16 protein-coding genes are annotated in these 20,514 nt (G+C 67.2%); 10 read left to right on the top strand and 6 right to left on the bottom strand.

What is annotated here, in order from left to right; genetic code table 11:
• Positions 1 to 49: 49 nt before the first annotated feature.
• The 3 genes from ACHL_RS08115 to ACHL_RS08105 form a co-directional block, all read right to left on the bottom strand.
• Positions 50 to 1,339: a DUF4192 domain-containing protein gene (locus ACHL_RS08115; RefSeq protein WP_015936818.1), complete on the bottom strand. Its 1,290-nt coding sequence runs from the start codon at positions 1,337 to 1,339 to the stop codon at positions 50 to 52.
• 158 nt (positions 1,340 to 1,497) lie between these two features.
• Positions 1,498 to 2,844 carry an MFS transporter gene (locus tag ACHL_RS08110; RefSeq protein WP_015936817.1) on the bottom strand — a complete coding sequence of 449 codons (1,347 nt, stop codon included), beginning with the start codon at positions 2,842 to 2,844 and terminating at the stop codon, positions 1,498 to 1,500.
• Between the two features lie 51 nt (positions 2,845 to 2,895).
• Positions 2,896 to 3,834 (bottom strand): proteasome assembly chaperone family protein, encoded by a 939-nt coding sequence (locus ACHL_RS08105; protein ID WP_015936816.1) that lies wholly within the window; start codon positions 3,832 to 3,834, stop codon positions 2,896 to 2,898.
• A gap of 255 nt (positions 3,835 to 4,089) precedes the next feature.
• Between ACHL_RS08105 and ACHL_RS08100 the strand changes: the two genes are divergently transcribed.
• The 5 genes from ACHL_RS08100 (at position 4,090) to ACHL_RS08080 (ending at position 10,283) form a co-directional block, all read left to right on the top strand.
• A complete protein-coding gene (locus ACHL_RS08100) occupies positions 4,090 to 5,613 on the top strand; it encodes a leucyl aminopeptidase (protein WP_015936815.1) in 1,524 nt (507 codons plus the stop codon).
• A gap of 254 nt (positions 5,614 to 5,867) precedes the next feature.
• Complete coding sequence (lpdA, locus tag ACHL_RS08095; RefSeq protein ID WP_015936814.1) at positions 5,868 to 7,250, top strand: dihydrolipoyl dehydrogenase; 1,383 nt, start codon at positions 5,868 to 5,870, stop codon at positions 7,248 to 7,250.
• A 114-nt stretch (positions 7,251 to 7,364) separates the two neighbouring features.
• A complete protein-coding gene (gene sucB, locus ACHL_RS08090; RefSeq protein WP_015936813.1) occupies positions 7,365 to 9,125 on the top strand; it encodes a 2-oxoglutarate dehydrogenase, E2 component, dihydrolipoamide succinyltransferase in 1,761 nt (586 codons plus the stop codon).
• A gap of 179 nt (positions 9,126 to 9,304) precedes the next feature.
• On the top strand, positions 9,305 to 9,655 hold the full coding sequence (locus ACHL_RS08085) for a hypothetical protein (RefSeq protein WP_015936812.1): 351 nt from the start codon (positions 9,305 to 9,307) through the stop codon (positions 9,653 to 9,655).
• 199 nt (positions 9,656 to 9,854) lie between these two features.
• A complete protein-coding gene (locus ACHL_RS08080; RefSeq protein ID WP_015936811.1) occupies positions 9,855 to 10,283 on the top strand; it encodes an OsmC family protein in 429 nt (142 codons plus the stop codon).
• A 90-nt stretch (positions 10,284 to 10,373) separates the two neighbouring features.
• On the opposite strand, the gene ACHL_RS08075 is transcribed toward ACHL_RS08080, so the two are convergent.
• Entirely contained in the window at positions 10,374 to 13,919 is a 3,546-nt protein-coding gene (locus tag ACHL_RS08075) for a S41 family peptidase (protein WP_015936810.1), read from the bottom strand.
• 73 nt (positions 13,920 to 13,992) lie between these two features.
• Here ACHL_RS08075 and ACHL_RS08070 point away from each other — a divergent pair, with 73 nt between their 5' ends.
• Positions 13,993 to 14,904: a TIGR01777 family oxidoreductase gene (locus ACHL_RS08070; protein ID WP_015936809.1), complete on the top strand. Its 912-nt coding sequence runs from the start codon at positions 13,993 to 13,995 to the stop codon at positions 14,902 to 14,904.
• A gap of 47 nt (positions 14,905 to 14,951) precedes the next feature.
• Here the strand turns inward: ACHL_RS08070 and ACHL_RS08065 are convergent, their stop codons facing one another.
• Entirely contained in the window at positions 14,952 to 16,640 is a 1,689-nt protein-coding gene (locus ACHL_RS08065; protein WP_015936808.1) for a serine/threonine-protein kinase, read from the bottom strand.
• A 149-nt stretch (positions 16,641 to 16,789) separates the two neighbouring features.
• On the opposite strand from ACHL_RS08065, the gene lipB reads away from it, so the two are divergent.
• From lipB to ACHL_RS08045, 4 genes are all read left to right on the top strand, one after another.
• On the top strand, positions 16,790 to 17,458 hold the full coding sequence (lipB, locus tag ACHL_RS08060; protein ID WP_015936807.1) for a lipoyl(octanoyl) transferase LipB: 669 nt from the start codon (positions 16,790 to 16,792) through the stop codon (positions 17,456 to 17,458).
• Entirely contained in the window at positions 17,455 to 18,474 is a 1,020-nt protein-coding gene (gene lipA / locus ACHL_RS08055; RefSeq protein ID WP_015936806.1) for a lipoyl synthase, read from the top strand. Before lipB ends, lipA begins: the two co-directional genes overlap by 4 nt.
• Positions 18,475 to 18,560: 86 nt before the next feature.
• Positions 18,561 to 19,313: a DUF4191 domain-containing protein gene (locus ACHL_RS08050; protein ID WP_015936805.1), complete on the top strand. Its 753-nt coding sequence runs from the start codon at positions 18,561 to 18,563 to the stop codon at positions 19,311 to 19,313.
• 159 nt (positions 19,314 to 19,472) lie between these two features.
• Positions 19,473 to 19,844: a DUF3817 domain-containing protein gene (locus ACHL_RS08045; protein WP_015936804.1), complete on the top strand. Its 372-nt coding sequence runs from the start codon at positions 19,473 to 19,475 to the stop codon at positions 19,842 to 19,844.
• Between the two features lie 26 nt (positions 19,845 to 19,870).
• On the opposite strand, the gene ACHL_RS08040 is transcribed toward ACHL_RS08045, so the two are convergent.
• Positions 19,871 to 20,308, bottom strand: a complete 438-nt coding sequence (locus tag ACHL_RS08040) for an RDD family protein (protein WP_015936803.1) — start codon at positions 20,306 to 20,308, stop codon at positions 19,871 to 19,873.
• Between the last annotated feature and the right edge of the window lie 206 nt (positions 20,309 to 20,514).

Below are 20,514 nucleotides of genomic sequence, written 5' to 3'. Positions count from 1 at the left end.
GCTTTCACGGGCCGCTTCCGGACGTGCTGTCCCTACCCGGAGTCCACGCTCACGCAGCGGCTCCGGGACCGAACTTCTGCCAGGCGGATTCCTTCCTGGCCGCCCACCCGCAAATGGATCCACGTCCCACCAGCTCCAGGATCAGTTCCGCCAGCCGGTACCCGGGCTGGGCGGTCATCGCGTCACGCAGGTACCGGGCTGCGTAGGAGCCCCGGCCACGGCACCATGAGATCCAGCCACGGCCGGTCAGCGCCGCTGCGGCCGCCTGGCCGTTTAACGCTGCCAACTCCGCCAGGATGCGGTCCAACCCGTCCATGCCCGCCCAGTCCGGGGCGGCGGGCGCAATTCCCATCAGGACCGCCCCGTAGTTGGGCACTTCCCCGTCAACAGGCACCGGCTCCGCACGGTACGCCGCGTGAAGTCGTTCAAGCCCCCAGCACTCCCCTGCGCTGCTGCCTGGCCCACCCGGACCACCGGGCGTGCCGGTGTCGTTGCCCGAAACTGCCAGCGGGCTGATTGCCTCCAGCTGGAGGGCATCGTCGAGGAAATGGAGTCCCTCAACACCGCCCTCGGCCGCCTTCCTCCCAGCTGCGCTCATCACCAGCACAGCGTCCCGCCAGTGCGGGACCAGGAGGGAGGCGGACAGGAAACCGTCGCGGTCAACATCCGGCACCCAGGGCAGCGCGGCGGGCCGGGCCAGAAGGTCCTCCCACACATCCAGGACCAGCCGGAACTGTGCCAGGCTGCGGCGCCGCGGCGCCAGCCCGCGTTCCCACTCTTCTTCAGCCTCCATGGCTGCGGCCCGGTGCATGGCGGAAACCGGCCGGGCAGCGGTTTCACGCCGTTCCGGCGCGGGTCCCACACTGCTTCCGCGGTACACCATTTCCGCGTTCAGTGCGCTGTCACGGATTTCCTGGACGGGACGTCCGGGCCCCGGGCAGCAGTCGGCATCAAGGCAAAACGCGTCCCGCCAGTAGTCCCCGCCGACGTACCAGGCGTCGCGGACCGGCATGCCGGCCTGGTCCAGCACGGGCGCGAGGCCGGCCAACAGCCGGCCATAAGTCCCTGCGGCCAGGTGGGTGTCGCTGGTGAACACGGCCAGCAGCGTGCCGTCGGCATTCGTGTCGGCATCAAGGTAGCCGCGCACCGCCTGCAGATAGTGCTCCGGCGCGGCATCCGCTTCAGGCGCCGGAAGGTCCAATCGAAGCGTGGCGCCAAGCTGCCTGCCGTGCATGGTCATGGCCACGAGGCTGTCGGAAGGCCAGTAGCCCAGCGAATGCGGAATGAAACCGAGGATATCCGCGGGGCCGGTGACGGTGAGTCTTTCGGGAGCTGTCATGGCTCCACGATCCGCCGGGCGGCCGTGGCCGGGAAGGTGCGTCCCTGCCTAAGTGGACAAGTCCTGCCTGGCGTCGTCCGCAAGCGGCAGCGTCCACCACCATAAAGCCCGGAAAGCCGTTCTCACCTGACGTCGGAGGAGCGGTTGTGGAGGACTGGTCAGTCGTCCGTGGGGGTGTTCTGGTTGCGCCGGGCCAGGTTCTCGCGGCGCTGCCTGGCAAGGGCCGTCCGCAGCGGCGGTACCACCACGCCCTGCTCGGCCATCCGGCGCCGGACCTTGCGCCGGCACCCGATGACGGCGGCCGTGCCGAGCCCCAGCAGCAGGAACTGGATGCTCAAGGCAATGCGGAACGGATCAAGCCCGTAGAGGACGCCGTTGGAGAAGCCGCTGGCGTAAAGGACGTCCAGGACAACCCCGATGAGGAAGATGGCCGTCAGGGCAGCGATAAAGCCGCCAACGTTCACGATCCCGGTGGCGGTGCCGATGCGGTGCGCAGGGTTGAAGGTCCGGGCGAAGTCGAAACCGATCATGGACCCGGGGCCGCCGATGGCCAGGGCCACCACCAGGATGGCCAGCAGCCAGAGCGGAGCACGGCCCGGGATGAGCAGGACCGCCGCCCAGGCGGCCGCCGTCACCGCCGCGATGAGCAGGACCATCGTGGAGCGCCGCAGCGGGTGCCGGGAAACGAAGCGGCCAATGAACGGGCCCACCGCCATCGCCGCAGCCACATAGAGCGCCATGAGGGACGCAACAGTGCCGGCGTCCAGGCCCTGTCCGGAGATCAGGAACGGGTAGCCCCACGTCATGGCGAACACGGTTCCACTGAACTGGATGGTGAAGTGGCTCCACATTCCCAGCCGGGTGCCGGGCTGGCGCCATGCCCGTGCCAGCGACACTCCGGTCGCCTTCAGCCCCTGCTGCGATGTGGGCCGTTCGACGCCGGGCGGTACGTCCTGCAGCAGGACCACCACCAGCACTACGGCCACAGCGGACATGCCGGCGAGCATCAGGAACGCGGGCGTCCAGCCGGCCGAGTGCAGGACGAAGGCGAAGGGGATCACACTGATGAGCTGGCCCAGCTGGCCGGACATGCCGGTCAGCTGTGTGACGAGGGGAACCCTGGCCGGCGCGAACCACAACGGGATCAGCCGGATCACGGAGATAAAGGTCATGGCATCACCGGCGCCCACCAGGACGCGGCCCAGGACGCCGCCGGGAATGCTGTCGGCAAAGGCGAGCTGAAACTGGCCCAGGCCCATCAGGACCGCGCCGCCGGCGATCATGGCCCGTGAACCGAACCGGTCCACCAGGAGCCCCACGGGGATCTGCAGGGCCGCATAGACCAGCAGCTGGAGGACGGTGAAGAAAGAGATCGCCGATGCGCTGGCATGGAACCGCTCGGTGGCCTCCAGTCCCACCACGCCGAAGGACGTGCGCTGGGATACAGCAACCAGGTACCCGAAAACACCGACGGTCCAAATCAGCCAGGCGCGGGGTGCAGTCACGTCTTCATTATGCCCGCACGCCACATGCCCCACGTCAGCACGCGCCGCCGGCTACTGCCCGGGGTTCTCCCGGGCGAGGTAGGCCTCGACGGCGGCACCCAGCACATCGGCGTCGGGAAGCTCGTCGTTCTCGTCGGCGAGCAGCGACCGGCGGACGATGCCGTCGGACTTTTCGTCGTAACGGGTTTCCAGCCGGGACACCACCTGCTGGACCTCTTCGGAGGCCTCGATCTGCTCGGCGATCTGGCGGCTCACGTCGCGGCCCGATTCGCGCAGCCGGTCCGTGGGCAGCATGAGGGATGTGGCCGCACCCAGGTACTCCAGGCCCGCTACGGCGGCGGTGGGGTATTCGGCTTCGGCCAGGTAGTGCGGCACGTGGATGACGTACCCGGCAACGTTGCGGTTCGCCTCGACGAGGCGCAGCTCCAGGATGTGGCCGACGGCGGCGGGTACCTCCACCGTTGGCTTCCACACGGAGATGCCTTCGATCAGTTCGGGCCGGTTTCCGTGCACCGTCACACCTACCGGGCGGGTGTGCGGCACCGGCATGGGAATCGAATGGATCCACGTGACCAGGTTGACGTCAAGCTTTTCCACGATTCCCACGACTGCACGGGCGAAGCGCTCCCACTGAAGGTCGGGCTCGAACCCGGCCAGCAGCAGGAACGGCTTCCCCAGCCCGTCAACCAGCCGGTAAAGCGCCAGCCGCGGCTCCTGGTAATCCTGGATATGGTCTTCGACAAAGCTCACGTGGGGCCTGCGGGACCGGTAGTCGATCAGCTGGTCGGCGTCGAAGACGGCAACGGGCCGGGCATCCAGGGAGTCCAGCAATTCGGCATTGATCTGCTTCACCACATGGCCGGCGTCCGCGAAGCCGGTAAACCCCATCACCAGGTTCAGGCCGCGCAGCTCAGGGCTGTGGAACAGCTCGATGTTGCTCGCATAGAGAGCGTCGGGGTCCAGCAGGGAGCCGGAGATCCTTTCAAGCACGCCATGGTCCTTTCACGGGTCGGGGAAGTCATCAGGCATAACGCAGAGTCGGGACGCGGCATTCCGCCGCACCGTGTGGTGCACATCTCAGGAAATTCTCCCGCCGCGCCGGCGAAGGGCTACGATCGGAACTGGCCTGCCAGCCGGGCCTGCTTTCGCCCGGGCCGCGTCCGGAACGGCCGCCTCCGGGCCACCATGGCGGGAGCCGAACATGCATCCCCGCCCGATCTTTTCGAGAATTGAGGACTCATCCCTGTGGTCAAGAATACTGAAATCAACCTTAGTACCGTCTCCCGGGACCTGAAGAAGAGCCCCAGCGACGCCGTGGTCATCGGGGTGGGGCAGGGAACTGACGGGCCAGTACTGCTGGAGAACCCGCTGACGGCAAAATCGGCTGAAGCCCTCGCCGACTCCCTCAAGGCGCTGGGCATCACCGGCGCAGCAGACCAGGTGGTTCGGCTGCCCGGCCTGCCGGAAACCGGCGCGGGCATCCTGGTGCTGGCGGGAGTGGGCAAGGTGCAGGCAGGCAAGCCGCTCGCCGCTGAATCGCTTCGCCGTGCCGCCGGTTCCGCTGTTCGCCAGCTGGCAGGGCTCGCAACGGTGGCGCTCGCGTTCCCGACGGCGTCCGTCGCCGACGTCGAGGCCGTCGCCGAGGGTGCGGCGCTGGGCGCGTACTCCTTCACCGAGTTCCGGTCCGCCAAGGACGGGCTCAAGGATCCGGTCCGGAACGCCCTGATTTTCACCGACGTGGTGGAGCAGAAGGAACTCGGCACCGCACTGAAGCGTGCGGGGCTGGTGGCCAAGGCTGTCAACGCCACGCGTTCGCTGGTCAACACCCCGCCCAGCCACCTGTACCCGGAATCGTTCGCCGAGGCAGCCAAGGACCTTGCCAAGGGCCTGCCCGTCAAGGTGACGGTCTGGGACGAGAAGCGCCTGGAAAAGGAAGGCTTCGGCGGCATCATGGGCGTCGGCAAGGGCTCCACGCGCCAGCCGCGCCTGGTCAAGGTGGAGTACTCCCCCGCCAAGGCTGCGTCAAGCATCGCCCTCGTGGGCAAGGGCATCACGTTCGACACCGGCGGCATCTCCATCAAGCCCGCCCTGGGCATGGGCGACATGAAGAGCGACATGGCGGGCGCCGCCGTCGTCCTTAATACTGTCCTGGCCCTCGCCGGACTGGGCCTGCCGGTCAAGGCCACCGCCTGGCTCTGCATCGCCGAGAATATGCCCTCGGGTGCCGCGTCCCGTCCGGCCGATGTCCTGACGATGTTCGGCGGCAAGACCGTGGAAGTGCTTAACACGGATGCCGAAGGCCGCCTGGTCATGGCCGACGGAATTGTTGCAGCCAGCCGTGAATACCCGGACGCCATCATTGACGTTGCAACCCTTACGGGTGCGCAACTCATCGCCCTGGGCAACCGGACCGCGGGCGTCATGGGCTCGGACAGCGTCACCGGCGCCCTCAAGTCGGCTGCGGACCGCGCCGGCGAACTGGTGTGGCCCATGCCGCTGCCCGAGGAACTGCGGCCCACCCTGGATTCCCAGGTTGCGGACCTGGCCAACATCGGCGAACGCCATGGCGGCATGATGACCGCCGCCGTGTTCCTGCGCGAATTCGTGGGCCAGGACAAGCAGGGCGAACAGATCCCCTGGGCACACATCGACATCGCCGGCCCGTCCTTCAACAACGGCAGCCCCTACGGCTACACGCACAAGCAGGGCACCGGCTGCACGGTCCGTACCCTCGTTGCCTACGTTGAGGACATCCTGGCCGCAGCCTGACCGCCGCGGCGCGGCAACGGTGCATGCGGCCCTGCGGTACGGGTGATCCCTGTGCCACAGGGCCGCGTGACACTGGACACAAGCGCTCCACAAACGCTGCGCCAAGGTGGAGCATGGATGGGTGGTTCGCTAAGGTGAACCACGGTAGTCACAAATGCAAGAGAACTGACCTGCTGACATAATCACGGCAGTGCAATTCCAAGACCAGATGATGCGCGCAGAACGCGTCATCGTTCACGCGAGGGAGCGTTTAAGTGGCCGATCAGGCAACTGCGCAAGAATTCGACATCCTGGTACTCGGTGGCGGCAGCGGCGGATACGCCGCGGCGCTCCGGGCAGTACAGCTCGGCCTCACCGTCGGCCTCGTGGAGAAAGCCAAGCTGGGCGGCACCTGCCTCCACAACGGCTGCATCCCCACCAAGGCGCTGCTCCACTCCGCCGAACTGGCCGACCACGCCCGCGACTCCGCCAAGTACGGCGTGAACGTCACCCTTGACAGCATCGACATGACCGCCGTCAACGCGTACAAGGACGGCATTATCGCCGGCAAGTACAAGGGCCTCCAGGGCCTCATCAAGTCCAAGGGCATCACCGTCATCGAAGGTGAAGGCAAGCTCCAGGGCACCGACACTGTCGTAGTCAACGGCACCGCCTACAAGGGCAAAAACATCATCCTGGCCACGGGTTCCTACTCCCGCACCCTGCCCGGCCTGGAAATCGGCGGCAAGGTCATCACCTCCGACCAGGCCCTCACCATGGATTCCATCCCCAAGAGCGCCATCATCCTGGGCGGCGGCGTCATCGGCGTCGAATTCGCCTCGGTCTGGAAGTCCTTCGGCGTGGACGTCACCATCGTGGAAGGCCTGCCCTCCCTGGTCCCCAACGAAGACGCCACCATCATCAAGAACTTCGAGCGCGCGTTCAAGAAGCGCGGCATCAAGTTCTCCACCGGCGTGTTCTTCCAGGGTGTCGAGCAGAACGCCGACGGCGTCAAGGTCACCCTGGTGGACGGCAAGACGTTCGAAGCCGACCTCCTCCTGGTGGCCGTGGGCCGCGGACCCGTCACCGCCAACCTTGGCTACGAGGACGCCGGCATCACCATCGACCGCGGCTTCGTCATCACCAACGAGCGCCTGCACACCGGCGTCGGCAACATCTACGCCGTGGGCGACATCGTCCCCGGCGTCCAGCTGGCCCACCGCGGCTACCAGCAGGGCATCTTCGTGGCCGAGGAAATCGCCGGCCTGAAGCCCGTGATCGTCGAGGACATCAACATCCCCAAGGTCACGTACTCCGAGCCCGAGATCGCCACCGTTGGCTACACCGAAAAGGCAGCCAAGGAAAAGTTCGGCGACGACCAGGTCCAGACCCAGGAATACAACCTGGCCGGCAACGGCAAGAGCTCCATCCTGGGCACCTCCGGCCTGGTCAAGCTGGTCCGCCAGAAGGACGGCCCCGTGGTGGGCGTCCACATGATCGGTGCCCGCATGGGCGAGCAGGTTGGCGAAGCCCAGCTGATCGTGAACTGGGAAGCGTACCCGGAGGATGTGGCCCAGCTGCTGCACGCACACCCCACGCAGAACGAATCCCTTGGCGAGGCCCACCTGGCTCTGGCCGGCAAGCCGCTTCACGGCTGATTCCCCAAAGCATTACCGAGCCCGGTGCACCCGGTCCCGCAGACCGGGTGCACTAGGCTTCCAACAAGGCAGCAATCATTCGCACTAAAGATCAATAAGGAGAACGGGGACGACATGTCTGAATCCGTTAACTTGCCCGCCCTCGGTGAGAGTGTCACCGAAGGAACCGTCACCCGCTGGCTGAAGCAGGTAGGTGACCGGGTAGAGGTGGACGAGCCGCTGCTCGAGGTCTCCACCGACAAAGTCGACACCGAAATCCCCTCTCCTGTCGCTGGCGTGATTGAGGAAATCCTGGTTGCCGAGGACGAAACCGCAGAGGTCGGCGCACCGCTGGTCCGCATCGGTGACGGCTCCGGCGGCGGTTCCGCACCCGCCGAAGAAGCGCCCGCCGCTGCACCCGCAGAAGAGGCACCCGCGGCTGAACCCGCCCAGGAAGCACCCGCCGCACCCGCAGAGGAAGCACCGGCCGCTCCTGGCGCCGAAGCACCTGCTGCCGGTGGCGGCGAAGGCCACGACGTCACCCTCCCCGCACTGGGCGAGAGCGTCACCGAAGGAACCGTCACACGCTGGCTGAAGGCCGTGGGTGACACCGTAGAGGTCGATGAGCCGCTGCTCGAGGTTTCCACGGACAAGGTTGACACCGAGATCCCGTCCCCCGTTGCCGGCACCCTGCAGGAAATCCGCGTGAACGAGGACGAGACCGCAGAGGTCGGTTCCGTCCTTGCCGTCATCGGTTCGGGCGCTGCGGCTGCTCCCGCGGAGGCTCCGAAGGCTGCCCCCGCCCAGGAAGCACCCAAGCAGGAGGCACCGAAGGCTGAAGCCCCCAAGGCAGAGGCACCCAAGCAGGAAGCACCGAAGGCCGCTCCGGCAGCCGCCCCGGCTCCTGCTGCCGCACCTGCAGCGCAGGCCGCACCGGCAGCAGCCGAGGCGCCGGCGGCAGGCGGCGAGTCCGGCTACGTTACTCCCCTGGTCCGCAAGCTCGCCAACCAGCACGGCGTGGACATCTCCTCGCTGTCCGGCACCGGCGTCGGCGGCCGCATCCGCAAGCAGGATGTCATTGCCGCCGCCGAGGCGCAGGCCGCACCGGCAGCAGCTCCCGCGGCAGCACCGGCCGCATCCGCACCGGCAGCCGGCAACGGCCAGGTTTCCTCGCTGCGCGGCACCACCCAGAAGGCTCCGCGCATCCGCCAGGTCATCGCCCGCCGCATGCGCGAGTCCCTCGAGGTTTCCACGCAGCTGACGCAGGTCCACGAAGTGGACATGACCAAGGTTGCCAAGCTCCGCCTTAAGGCCAAGAACTCGTTCCAGGCCCAGAACGGCACCAAGCTGACCTTCCTGCCGTTCATTGCCAAGGCCGTGGCCGAGGCCCTCAAGCAGCACCCCAAGCTCAACGCTGCGTACGACGAGGACAAGCAGGAAATCACGTACCACAACGCCGAACACCTGGCGATCGCCGTCGATACCGACAAAGGCCTCCTGGTTCCGGTCATCTCCGACGCCGGCAACCTGAACCTGGCCGGCCTCGCCGGCAAGATCGCCGATGTGGCTTCCCGTACCCGCGACGGCAAGATCGGCCCGGACGAGCTGTCCGGCGGCACGTTCAGCATCACCAACATCGGTTCGGTGGGCGCCCTGTTTGACACGCCGATCATCAACCAGCCGCAGGTTGGCATCCTGGGCACCGGTGCCATCGTCAAGCGCCCCGTGGTGGTCGCTGACGAAAACGGTGACGACTCGATCGCCATCCGCTCCATGATGTACCTGTCGCTGACGTACGACCACCGCCTGGTGGACGGCGCTGACGCCGGCCGGTTCCTCCAGACCCTGAAGGCACGCCTCGAAGAGGGCGCCTTCGAAGCGGACCTGGGCCTCTAACCCCGGCACGCAGTCCGCGGCGGCTGTCCGGCTTCCAGTGGTGATCCACTGGAAGCCCGGCCGGCCGCTGCGGCATTTAAGCACCCTTGTGACAACGATCCGATGGCAGTGACGAGCTGCGAAGGGCACGCACCCGACGGTTACTACAGAGCGTAGAAGAATCTGGATAGACTGATGCCATGAACATCGTTTACAACGTCATGGTCTTCCTGCACATCGTCGGCGCCGCCATGATCGTCGGCATCTGGATCGGGCAGATGAAGAAGCCCACCGTCCACCCGCGCCAGTTCGATGGCGCTGCCCTGCAGCTCCTCACCGGCGTGGCGATGATGGGCCTGATCCCCGCCCTGGACATGGACGCCAACTACGCCAAGCTGGGCATCAAGCTTGTCATTGCACTGGTGGTTGCCGTCCTGGCCTTCATCGGCAGCCGCAAATTCAAGAAGGGCGAACCGGTCTCCATCGGCCTGGCCCACAGCGTGGGCGGCCTGGCACTGCTGAACGTCGCCATCGCAACGCTCTGGCGGTAGCTGCCCCACCCCTCCGCATGCCACGTACGACGGCGGCGCTCCCCCTGTGCGGGAGCGCCGCCGTCGTGCGTTGTACAGGCCGGTCACAATCCTCTCTCAGCGGACAACCCGTGCACCGGTGCTGCCAAATCCCTAGGATGGGAAACGGCGGGCTGCGGCGGATGCCGGCGCCCGGATCGAATCAACGCTGAGGAGTGACATGGCTACAACACGCAACGCGCACACGGTATGGACGGGAAGCCTTACCGAGGGCTCCGGCAACACCACCCTGGACAGCTCAGGCCTGGGCACGTTCGATGTCACCTGGAAGGCCCGCACCGAAGCGGCCGAGGGCAAGACCAGCCCCGAGGAACTCATCGCAGCGGCACACTCGGCATGTTTCTCGATGGCCTTCAGCCACGAGCTCAGCCAGGCCGGTTTCACCCCGGAGGAAGTCAACACCAAGGCGGAGGTGGGCTTCCAGCCGGGCACCGGCATCACCGGCAGCCACCTGACCCTGAATGCCCGCATCCCCGGCATCTCCGAGGAAGACTTCCAGCGCATCGCCGAGGCAGCCAAGAAGGGCTGCCCGGTATCGCAGGCGCTGGCAGGCATCGAGATCAGCCTGGACGCTACGCTCGCTTCCTGACCCGATTAACGCCAAAGGCCCTGTTCCTGCCGGTTCGTCCGGCGGGAGCAGGGCCTTTTTGCGCGTGCGTCGGCAGGCAGCGGACCGGCGTTACGCCTTGGCCTGGTTCCGTGCCGGCAGCGGCCCCGGGCGCAGCGACGGGTATCCCGCCCGGACCGGAGGACGGTCCGTGGGCAGTTCCTGGACCATTTCCTTGAGTGCGCCGATGCCGTACTCCAGTTGCGGGTCGCGGCCGGCGGCGTAGGCATGCGGCGGGAAAGTCACCTCGATGTCCGGGTCCACGCCGTGGTTTTCAACGCTCCAGCCGATGCCGCCGCTGAACCAGTTGGCGTACCTGGGCTGGGTGACGCCCGTTCCATCGGCCAGGGCGAAGCGGTTGTCGATGCCCACCACGCCGCCCCAGGTCCGCGTTCCAATGACAGGGCCGATTCCGCGCAGCTTTGACACCTGGGTAATGATGTCGCCGTCGGAGCCCGCGAATTCGTCCGCGAGGATGATCACCGGTCCCCTCGGTGCGTGGTGGGGGTAGGTCCGCGGCTTCTCCCCGCGCGGCATGCTCCAGCCGGTCACCTTGCGGCCAATCAGTTCGGCCACCAGCTGCGACGTGTGTCCGCCGCGGTTGCGCCGCACGTCCACGATCAGGCCGTCCAGCGCGGTCTCGGTGTCCAGGTCCCGGTGCAGCTGGGCCCAGCCGTTGGCCATCATGTCCGGGATGTGCAGGTAGCCAAAGGCGCCGCCCGAGGCTTCCCGGACGGTGCGGCGGTTCGATGCCACCCATTCCTGGTACCGCAGCCGCTCCTCGTCCTTGACCGGAACGACGGCGACGCGGCGCTGGGTGCCGGCTGCATCTCCGTGCCCGGCACCGTTCAGCAGGGTCAGTTCCACGGCCCGGCCGGCGGCCCCGACCAGCTGCATGGCGGGGGTGACCGCTGCAGCCAGGGGCACGCCGTCGATGGCCAGCAGGATGTCGCCGGCTTTGGCGTCGACCCCGGGCCGGTTCAATGGCGAGGTGGCCAGTGGATCCGAGGACTCACCGGCGAGGATCCGGGTGATTTCCCAGCCCGACGCCGTGTGGGCCAGATCGGCTCCCAGCCGGCCCTGCCCGTGGCTCCCGTTTTCTGTGACGGCCGCGGGGCGTACGTAGGCATGCGACGTTCCCAGTTCGCCGTGCAGCTCCCACAGCAGGTCAACGAGGTCGTCGTGCGAGCCCAGCCGGTCCACCAGGGGACGGTACCGGTTGCGCATCGAGTCCCAGTCCTGGCCGGCCATGTCTTCGGCCCAGAAGAAGTCCCGTTGCAGGCGCCAGGCCTCGTCGAAAGCCTGCCCCCAGACGCTGACGGGGTCCATCATCACGCGGATGCGCCCCAGGTCCACCTTGACCAGCTTGCCGGACTCCTCGTCTGCCCTGGCGTCGGACGGAACCACGGTGACCTGCTTGTCGGCAATGACCACGGCCTTGGTCCGGTCACCGGAGAGCCGGTAGCTGTCCAGGGACTCCACGAGGGTTTCCTGCTTGCGGCGGCCGAGGTCGTACCGCACCAGGCTGGGACGGGTGTCCTTGTCCTCCTGGCTTGCCTTGCCGTCGCCCGTGACGCCGGAGAGGGCCGCGTCCAGCCACAGGAGCGCGCCCTTGGTTGCCGAGAGGCCGGTGTAATTGCCCTGCGGAACCGGAACGCCGATGACCCGGTGGGCCAGCCCTTCGGGATCCACGCGGACCGGCGCCGGACCGTCCGGGGCTCCGGCGTCAGCGGCATCGGACCCGCCCGTATCAGTTGCACCGGGCGCCACGTCAGGCCCGAACGGCGATGGCGTTCCGGCGGCGAGGGCCACGAGGTAGGGCTTGATGGGGCTTGGGAAGGACAGGTCAAAGGAGTGGCCGTCGTAGACCGGATCGAAGCTGCGGTTGGACAGGAACGCAAGGTACTTACCGTCCGGGGTGAACGCAGGGGACCTGTCACAGAACCGTCCGTCGGTAACCTCCACGGGGTCCGAACCCGCAGCCGCGATGTTGGCCGCCCGCAGCCTGCTGCGCGAGCCGAAGGAGGTAACAGGCTCGGACCAGACCAGCCAGGCGGAGTCGCCGGACCAGGCGAGGTCGGAAATGGTTCCCTCTCCGATGCTGGTCACCCGGGTCAGCTCCCCGGAGGCGGCGTCGGCGACATACACGTCACCGAACGACGTCCCCAGGGCCAGCCACCGTCCGTCGGGGCTCGCCTCGAGGGCGCTGGCCCGCGACGGCGTCGGAACGGCGATCTGCGCGGCAGCGGGAGCCCCGGCAGGTTCGCCGGTCCCCTCCCCGGGTGCCCCATCCGGCAACTGTTCGTCGCTGCCACCCGGGCGGGAGTTGGCCAGGACAACCGGCGAAGGCTGCGCAGATCCCGCCAGCACGGCGGCGCCGGCAGCCGGTACGGGCTGAGGCAGGGAAACGGCATCCGCCGGCCCGGAGCTTGAACCGGTGTCTGTTTCCACGGGACTTGCTGCCTCCGGCGTGTCGCCGGCGGGCGGCGTTGCCGGCGCGGTTCCAGTGGGGCTGGCCGGGTGGCCGATGGCTGGCACGATGTCCCTGATATGCAGGGCCTCGACGCCGCCGTGGTCCGCGATGTATGCGATGCGGCCGTCGCCAAGCGGCCGTGGAAGGCGTCCGCGCACGCCGGGGGTGGCCTCAATGATGCGCGACGGTCCGTCTTTGTGGCGGAGCCAGTGGATGGTGCCGTGTGCCTCCACCGCGCTGGCTGAACCGGAAGCGTCCGGCACTGCGGCGCCCAGGTGCTTTGAGGTCTTCAGGAGCGAAGGGCGGCGGGACTGCGAGGCGGACCCGAGCGTGATGTCGAGGCGGACAGCCTCGGACCCTAGGTCCTTCAGTACCCACAGTTCACCGGCGGATTCGAAGATGACCCGGCTTCCGTCCGTGGCCGCGTGGCGGACGTAGAAGTCCTCGTGGTCGGTATGCCGGCGGAGGTCCTTTCCGTTGGGAAGGACTGAGTAGAGGTTGCCGTAGCCTTCATGGTCGGAGAGGAAGGCCACCCGGCCGTCCACCCACAGGGGGTCGGCGAAGTTCCCTTCCAGCTCCGGCAGCAGCCGCTCGAATTCGCCGTTGCCGTCAGTATCGATCCACAGCTTCCCGGCTGTCCCGCCGCGGTACCTCTTCCACCAGGCAGGTTCGCGGGACAGCACGCTGGCCACCACCACCGGACGCTCATCGCCCACTTCGGGGCCGAAGGCCACCGATTCCACGGGGCCGAACGGCAGTTCTTCCGCCCACCCGCCTTCGAGGGGCACGCTGTAGGCATGGGTGTGGCGGCTTTCGGCCTGCCGGAACGCGCTGGTCACCACCACGGCGCCGCCGGCGGTGAAACCCTTGACCCGGGTGGTGCTGTGGCCGAAGTAGGTCAGCTGCCGGTAGCCGCCGCCGTCAACGTCCGCCGAGACCACTTCCGGGGCTGTTCCCTGGATGACCGTCCACACGAGCTTCTTGCCGTCCGGGGTGAAGCGGGGGTTGCGGGCGGGCAGCTGGAGCGATGAGACACGCCAGGCGCGGCCCCCGTCCAATGGCGCGATCCAGACGTCATCCTCGGCCACGAAGGTGACCAGATCGCCGTGCAGATGCGGAAAACGGAAGTAGCTCGAAGAGGTCATCGTTCGATCATAGTCATCCCCTACCCGGCGCCGCGGGACGTGCCGTGGGGCCGGGTCCGTGGTGTGATGGAGCATGCGCATCCTTATGTCCGGAGCCTCGGGAATGATCGGCACGTCCATGTCAGCCACCTTCAGGGAGGCCGGGCATGACGTCGTGTCCCTGGTGCGCCGGGAACCGAGGACGGCCGCCGAAGTCCACTGGGATCCGGCCGCCGGGGAACTGGATCCCCGGGCTCTTGAGGGCGCGGACGCCGTCGTGAATCTCTCCGGCGCAGGAATCGGCGACCGGCCGTGGACGCGCAAGCGTGTGGAGGAGCTGTTCAGTTCGCGGCTGCGGTCCACGGACACCCTGGTCCGGGCGATGCAGCAGGTGGACAGCCCGCCGCCCACGTTCATCAGCCAGTCAGGTTCCGGGTACTACGGCGACGCGGGATACACCGTGCTCCGCGAAGATGCCCCCGCGGGATCAGGCACCCTGTCCCGCATCTGTGTGGAGTGGGAACAGGCCGCTGCCGCCGCCCCGCCGGGCGTGCGGACTGTCACGCCGCGCACGGGCGTTGTCCTCAGCCGCTCCGGCGGCGCCTTGGGAAGGCTGCTTCCCCTCCTGCGGCTCGGCATCGGCGGCCCGTTCGGGGACGGCCGCCAATACTGGCCGTGGGTATCCCTGCCGGATGTGTCAAAGGCTTTCCTGTTCCTGCTCGAATCCGACATCCACGGCCCGGTCAACCTGTGCGCCCCTGAACAGGCTGACGTCAACAGCATCGTGGCTGCACTGGCCCACGCGCTGCACCGGCCCGCTGCCCTGCGGGTCCCGGGCCCGGTGTTACGCCTGCTGATGCGCGACCTGGCCGAAGAGCTGCTGCTGGCCAGTCAAAGGATGGAGCCTGCCGTCTTGTCGTCAGCCGGATTCCGCTGGGAACATCCTGGTTTGGCGGAAGCGGCCGCCTGGGTGGCCGGCAACGGCAAAGCCGCAGATCCGGCCTGACACCGACGTAGTGGCCATGGTGCGCGCAGCCCCGGCGCAGTTCGGTGTCAGGAACCGGGAAGGATCTCACTGATCCGCCACTCTCCGTCCTCTGAAACCAGCACCAGGCGCAGGGCCTGGCCCGGCGCCTCGGCACCTTTCGCGGCAACAGTTCCTGCGGCGTCCTTCTCTTCCCAGGCTGAGGTGGCGGCGGTGGCCCTGACAACGGCGCGCGATTCCGTGGGGCCCGGTTCGGTCCGGACGTCCGAGAGCGTGCTGATGAAGCCTGAGAGCACCCTGCCCGAACCGGACAGCCTCTCCGCAGTCTGATGGTCGGCGGCGGCCGCCGGCGACCCGGAGGCGTTGACTTCCGCCAGCAGGCCCACCTGGCCGCTGCGGAATGCGTAGTCGCGCATCGCCGCAAGCCCACGCAGGGCGTCCGCTGGCTGGGCTGATGAGGCCAGTACCCTGGCCTCATCCAGTGCGGCGGGGCCTCCGGCCTGGACCGCAGCAGCGTCTACGGCGGGCGCGGAAGCTGCCGGAGTCCTGGTGTCGCCGGCGGGACGGAAGGTACCCAGGGCCAGCTGCGACACGGGGGTCAGCCATAGGACCATCGCCGCCACTGCGGCCGCGCCCACGGCGAAGACGGCCCGGCGGAGGGGAATCCCGGTTGGCGCCTCGCTGCGGTGAGCCCCGTTCCGGCCAGAGCCCGTGTGCCTCCTGGAGCGTGCGGGGGCACCACCCGTGTCCTTCCGCCGTGCTGGTTCGCCCGTTGCAGCGGCGAATCCCGTCAGCCGCGGCGGTGCCGCCATCCGCCGGCGCAAGGTGCCGAACCGTTCCTTCAACCGGCCCGGTGAGGGCGGCGCGACGTGCCTGCGCGTCAGGAGTTCCCGGATAACCGTGGGATGGACGGAAGCCGAAAGGTCCACTGGTACAGGGGCGGCACTGCGGTAGACGGCGGTTGCCAGGGCACCGGCGGTGGGACGGAGCCTTCGGTCTTCGTTGAGCCCTGATTCGAGGGCTGCAGCGAGGTCCGCTGGAACACCGGGAACCAGGAGCGGCAGCGGTGGCCGGTCTGCCGTGCGTGGCGGCGCGGCACCAGTGAGGCAGAACCAGCCGAGGGCCGCCGCCGAATAGACGTCCCTCTCGGGTTGCAGCCCTGCGCGGACAGCATCCACCGGTGCAGGATCAACGAAGCCGGGTGTCCCGTGGCCGGCTCCGCCGGCGGGGTCCCCCAGCATCCGGGCGATTCCCAGGTCCGAGAGCATCGGTTTGCCCTGGCCGGTGAAAAGCACGTTGCCGGGCGAGACGTCCGCATGCGTGAATCCTTTCCCATGGAGATAGGACAATGCCTGGGCGACAGGGGTCAGTACGGTGACGGTTTCACCGACACTGAGCCGGCCGCGGGAGCCAAGAAGCTGCCCCAGGGAGCCACCGGATGCGTAGTCCATGATGAGGGCAGTGGATGGTTTTCCCTCTGCCTCGCCTGCCGGCCCGGGGTGCAGGCTGACGGCATCGTGGGCCCTGACCAGGTGCTGGTGGTCCAGCACGGAGAGGATTCGGATTTCCCTTCTCACCGCGTCCTCAGACATCGATTCGCGCCCTCGCGCATCCGTGGAGCCGGGGTGGAAGCACTTGACGGCGTATTTCCTGCCGCTGGCCTGCTCAGCGGCAAGCCAGACCGATGCTGTGCTTCCCAGCCCCAGGAGCCGGTCAACCGCAAAACCCGGAACGTCGGGAGCGTGCAAATCATCCATGTCCCATGTCTAGCGGAATCCGTGGACGGCCGCAGAAGTTATCCACAGGCGGCGGGGGTCTCCAGTCACATTGCGGGCCCACGTCCGGCCGCTGGTGAGCTTAGACACTAAACCCTGTCCGCGGCGCTGCGGGGTCTAAGCTGGAAGGCATGACTCTTGAGTTTTCAGGGCTGGGTCTTGCACCGGAGTTCGTTGATTACCAGCATGCCTGGGACGTTCAACGCGAACTGCACGGAAAAGTGGTGGCCGGTGAGGCACCCAGTACCGTGCTCTTGCTGGAACACGCAGCCGTTTACACCGCAGGCAAGCTGACCGAGGACCACGAACGGCCCTTCGACGGGACTCCCGTTGTGGCCGTGGACCGCGGTGGCAAGCTCACCTGGCACGGTCCGGGCCAGCTCATCGCCTACCCCATCCTGAAACTGAAGAACCGCGCAGGGATCCGTGACTACGTGGAGCGGCTCGAGGCCGTCATGATCGCCGTCATGGCCGATTACGGCATCCGCGCAGAACGCATCAAGGGCCGCGCCGGCGTATGGGTCAAAGCCGACGCCAACGGGCCCGACCGCAAAATCGCCGCTATCGGCATCCGTGTCCTCAACGGAGTGACGATGCACGGTGTCGCCATCAACTGCAGCAACGACCTCGCCCCCTATGGGCAGATCATCGCCTGCGGCATCACGGACGCCGGCGTGACCACCATGTCCCGGGAAACCGGGAAGGACATCCGCCCCGCCGACATCGCCGAACGCTTCGTGGAAGAATTCCGCAAGCACGAAGAAGCACTCGTTTCAAGCCCCGAAGGAGCTCTACTGTGACATTGGCACCCGAAGGCCGGAAGTTGCTGCGGATCGAGCAGCGCAACGCGGCCACCCCGGTGGAACGCAAGCCGGAATGGATCAAGGCCAAAGTCCAGATGGGCCCGGAATTCGTCCAGCTCAAGAACCTGGTCAAAAAAGAAGGCCTGCACACCGTCTGCGAAGAGGCCGGCTGCCCCAACATCTTCGAATGCTGGGAAGACAAAGAAGCCACCTTCCTCATCGGCGGCTCCGAATGCACCCGCCGCTGCGACTTCTGCCAGATCGACACCGGCAAACCCTCCCCCGTGGACAGGTTCGAACCCACCAAAGTGGCCCGCTCCGTCCAGTCCATGGCCCTGCGCTACGCCACCGTCACCGGCGTAGCCCGCGACGACCTCGAAGACGAAGGCGTCTGGCTCTACGCCGAAACCGTCCGCAAAATCCACGAACTCAACCCCGGCACCGGCGTCGAACTCCTCATCCCCGACTTCTCCGGCAACCCCGACCACATCAAGGCGATCTGCGACTCCGCCCCGGAAGTCTTCGCCCACAACGTCGAAACCGTCCCCCGGATCTTCAAACGCATCCGCCCGGCCTTCCGCTACGAACGCTCCCTCGACGTCATCACCCAGGGCCGGAACCTGGGCATGGTCACCAAATCCAACCTCATCCTCGGCATGGGCGAAACCCGCGAAGAAATCTCCGAAGCCCTCGCCGACCTGCACGAGGCCGGCTGCGACCTGATCACCATCACCCAGTACCTCCGCCCCTCCGAACGCCACCTCCCCGTGGACCGCTGGGTCAAACCCCAGGAATTCGTGGACCTCCAGCACGAAGCCGAAGAAATCGGCTTCCTCGGCGTCATGTCCGGCCCCCTGGTCCGCTCCTCCTACCGCGCCGGCCGCCTCTGGGCCACCGCCATGCGCAAAAAAGGACGCGACATCCCCGCCGAACTCGCCCACATCGCCGACGGCATCCAGGACTCCGGCACCACCCGCCAGGAAGCCAGCACCCTCCTGGCCGCCCGCTCCTGACCCGGCCGCCGCTGCCGCCCAGGGCCGGACACCGGATCTTTCCGGCGTCCGGCCCTTCGGCTTTGGTCACGTAGAATTGAGGCACTATGGCGAAATCCCCTGACTCCAGCAACTCCACCCCGGCGGACTCCAGCGCGGCAAAGCGCGGACTGTTCTCCCGCAAGCCGAAAGAGGCCAAGGCCAAAAAGCCCAGCCGCCTCAAGCAGATCGGCGAGGTCTTCAACATGACCCGCCGCCACGACCCCATGGTCCCGTGGCTGATGCTGCTGGTCTTCCTGGGCGTTGTGGCCGTCAGCTTCCTGGTGGGTTTCTGGCTTGATAACTGGATCACCGGCCTGATTATCGGTATCCCGCTGGGCCTGCTCGGCGCCACGTTGATCCTGTCCCGGCGCGCGGAACGGGCGGCCTTCGCCCAGATCGAAAACCAGCCTGGCGCCTCGGGTGCCGCACTGGGCACCCTCCGCCGCGGCTGGATCACCGAGGAACAGCCTGTCGCCGTCAACCCGCGCACGCAGGACGCCGTGTTCCGCGCCATCGGCCGTCCCGGCGTCGTACTGGTCAGCGAAGGCCCCACGCTGCGCGTCAAGCCGCTGCTGGATGCCGAGCGCAAGCGCCTTGCCCGGATCCTGCCCAATGTGACGGTGCACGTCATCGAAAGCGGCCGCGGCGAGGGCCAGGTGCCCATCAGCCAGGTGGCTAAGAAGATGGGCAAGCTGAAGAAGGAACTGACCAAGCTGGAAGTGAACGCCGTTTCCAAGCGGATTGCATCCCTGGGGAACCGGCTGCCCATCCCCAAAGGCATCGACCCCTACAAAGCCCGCCCCAACCGCGGACGCTAGGTCTGAACAGCGCCCCGGCCACCGGAACCTTCCGGCAGCCGGGGCGTTTTTCTTACACAGGCCAGCTCCGCATGCCGGCTGGGCGCCCGGCGCCCGAGCAACCAACGCCTTCCCAAGCAACGATGACGACCGACCTTACAGGACAGGAAAAGACACCCCATGCCCCTTCGCAACGCCGCCATCCGCGCTTTCCGCATCCTCGCCGTCGCCGAAGCTTTCAGCTGGGCAGCCCTGCTGATCGGCATGTACTTCAAATGGATTGCCGGCACCACTGAGATCGGCGTGCAGGTGGCCGGACCTATCCATGGCGCGCTGTTTGTTGGCTACGGCGTGGCCGCCCTGGTGCTCTGGCGCCTGCAGCGCTGGCCGTTCACCGTGGCGCTATTTGCCGGGCTCTCAGCAGTCTTCCCGTTCGCCACCATCCTCTTCGAACGCTGGGCCGACAAGCGGGGGTTGCTGGCTGCGGCCAATCCCGAGGCAGCAGCTCCGGAGGCCGAGCCGTCCAAGGTGTCGGAAGAAAGCCAGGTCTAGAGAAGGGTCGGGCCTCCGCCGCCTGCTCAGCGGCGGATCAGCAGCGTGTTCATCGCTTTGTCGTGCAGGCCACGCTGGTCGGGGTCAAAGATCACGGCCGGAATAACCAGGCACAGCAGCACGGCCCGCACCAGGGCAGCCAACGGTCCGGGTGTCCCGCCACCGGGGCGCACCACCGAGATACCCACCACGCGGTGGCCGATGCTGTAACCGAGGGTGCCCACCAGGAGGATTTGCTCAAGGGCGAAGATTCCCAGGGTTGCCCATGAGTCGCCGGCGAAGGCAAAGTTGCTGATCAGCAGGGCGATGCCCCAGTCGATCATGATGGCAATGATCCGCCGGCCGGCCCGGGCAATGGACCCCGGCCCGGATTCGGGCAAGCCCAGGCGTTCGCCGGGGTACTTGGAAATGCCGGAGGTGTCCGGCCCGGTGAGCCATGAGCCAAGGTCTTTGCGATCTACCACCGTCCAAGTTTACCGGCCTTCGTACCCCTCGCCGGCTGGGTGCGCGCCGCCCACATCGCGGATGGGGTTAGACCACAGTGTGGACACCCGATAGCGTGTTCATAACAGGGCATTCTGTAACCTGCCCGAAACAATGTGGACACGGACGGGAAATGCCGCGTCCATAGGCTGTTAGCAGTTTCAAGCAATCTCCCCGGCAGGTATCT

This window comes from Pseudarthrobacter chlorophenolicus A6, assembly GCF_000022025.1.
In the GTDB taxonomy this organism is placed as follows: domain Bacteria; phylum Actinomycetota; class Actinomycetes; order Actinomycetales; family Micrococcaceae; genus Arthrobacter; species Arthrobacter chlorophenolicus.
This window is presented reverse-complemented; position numbering and strand designations above follow the sequence as displayed.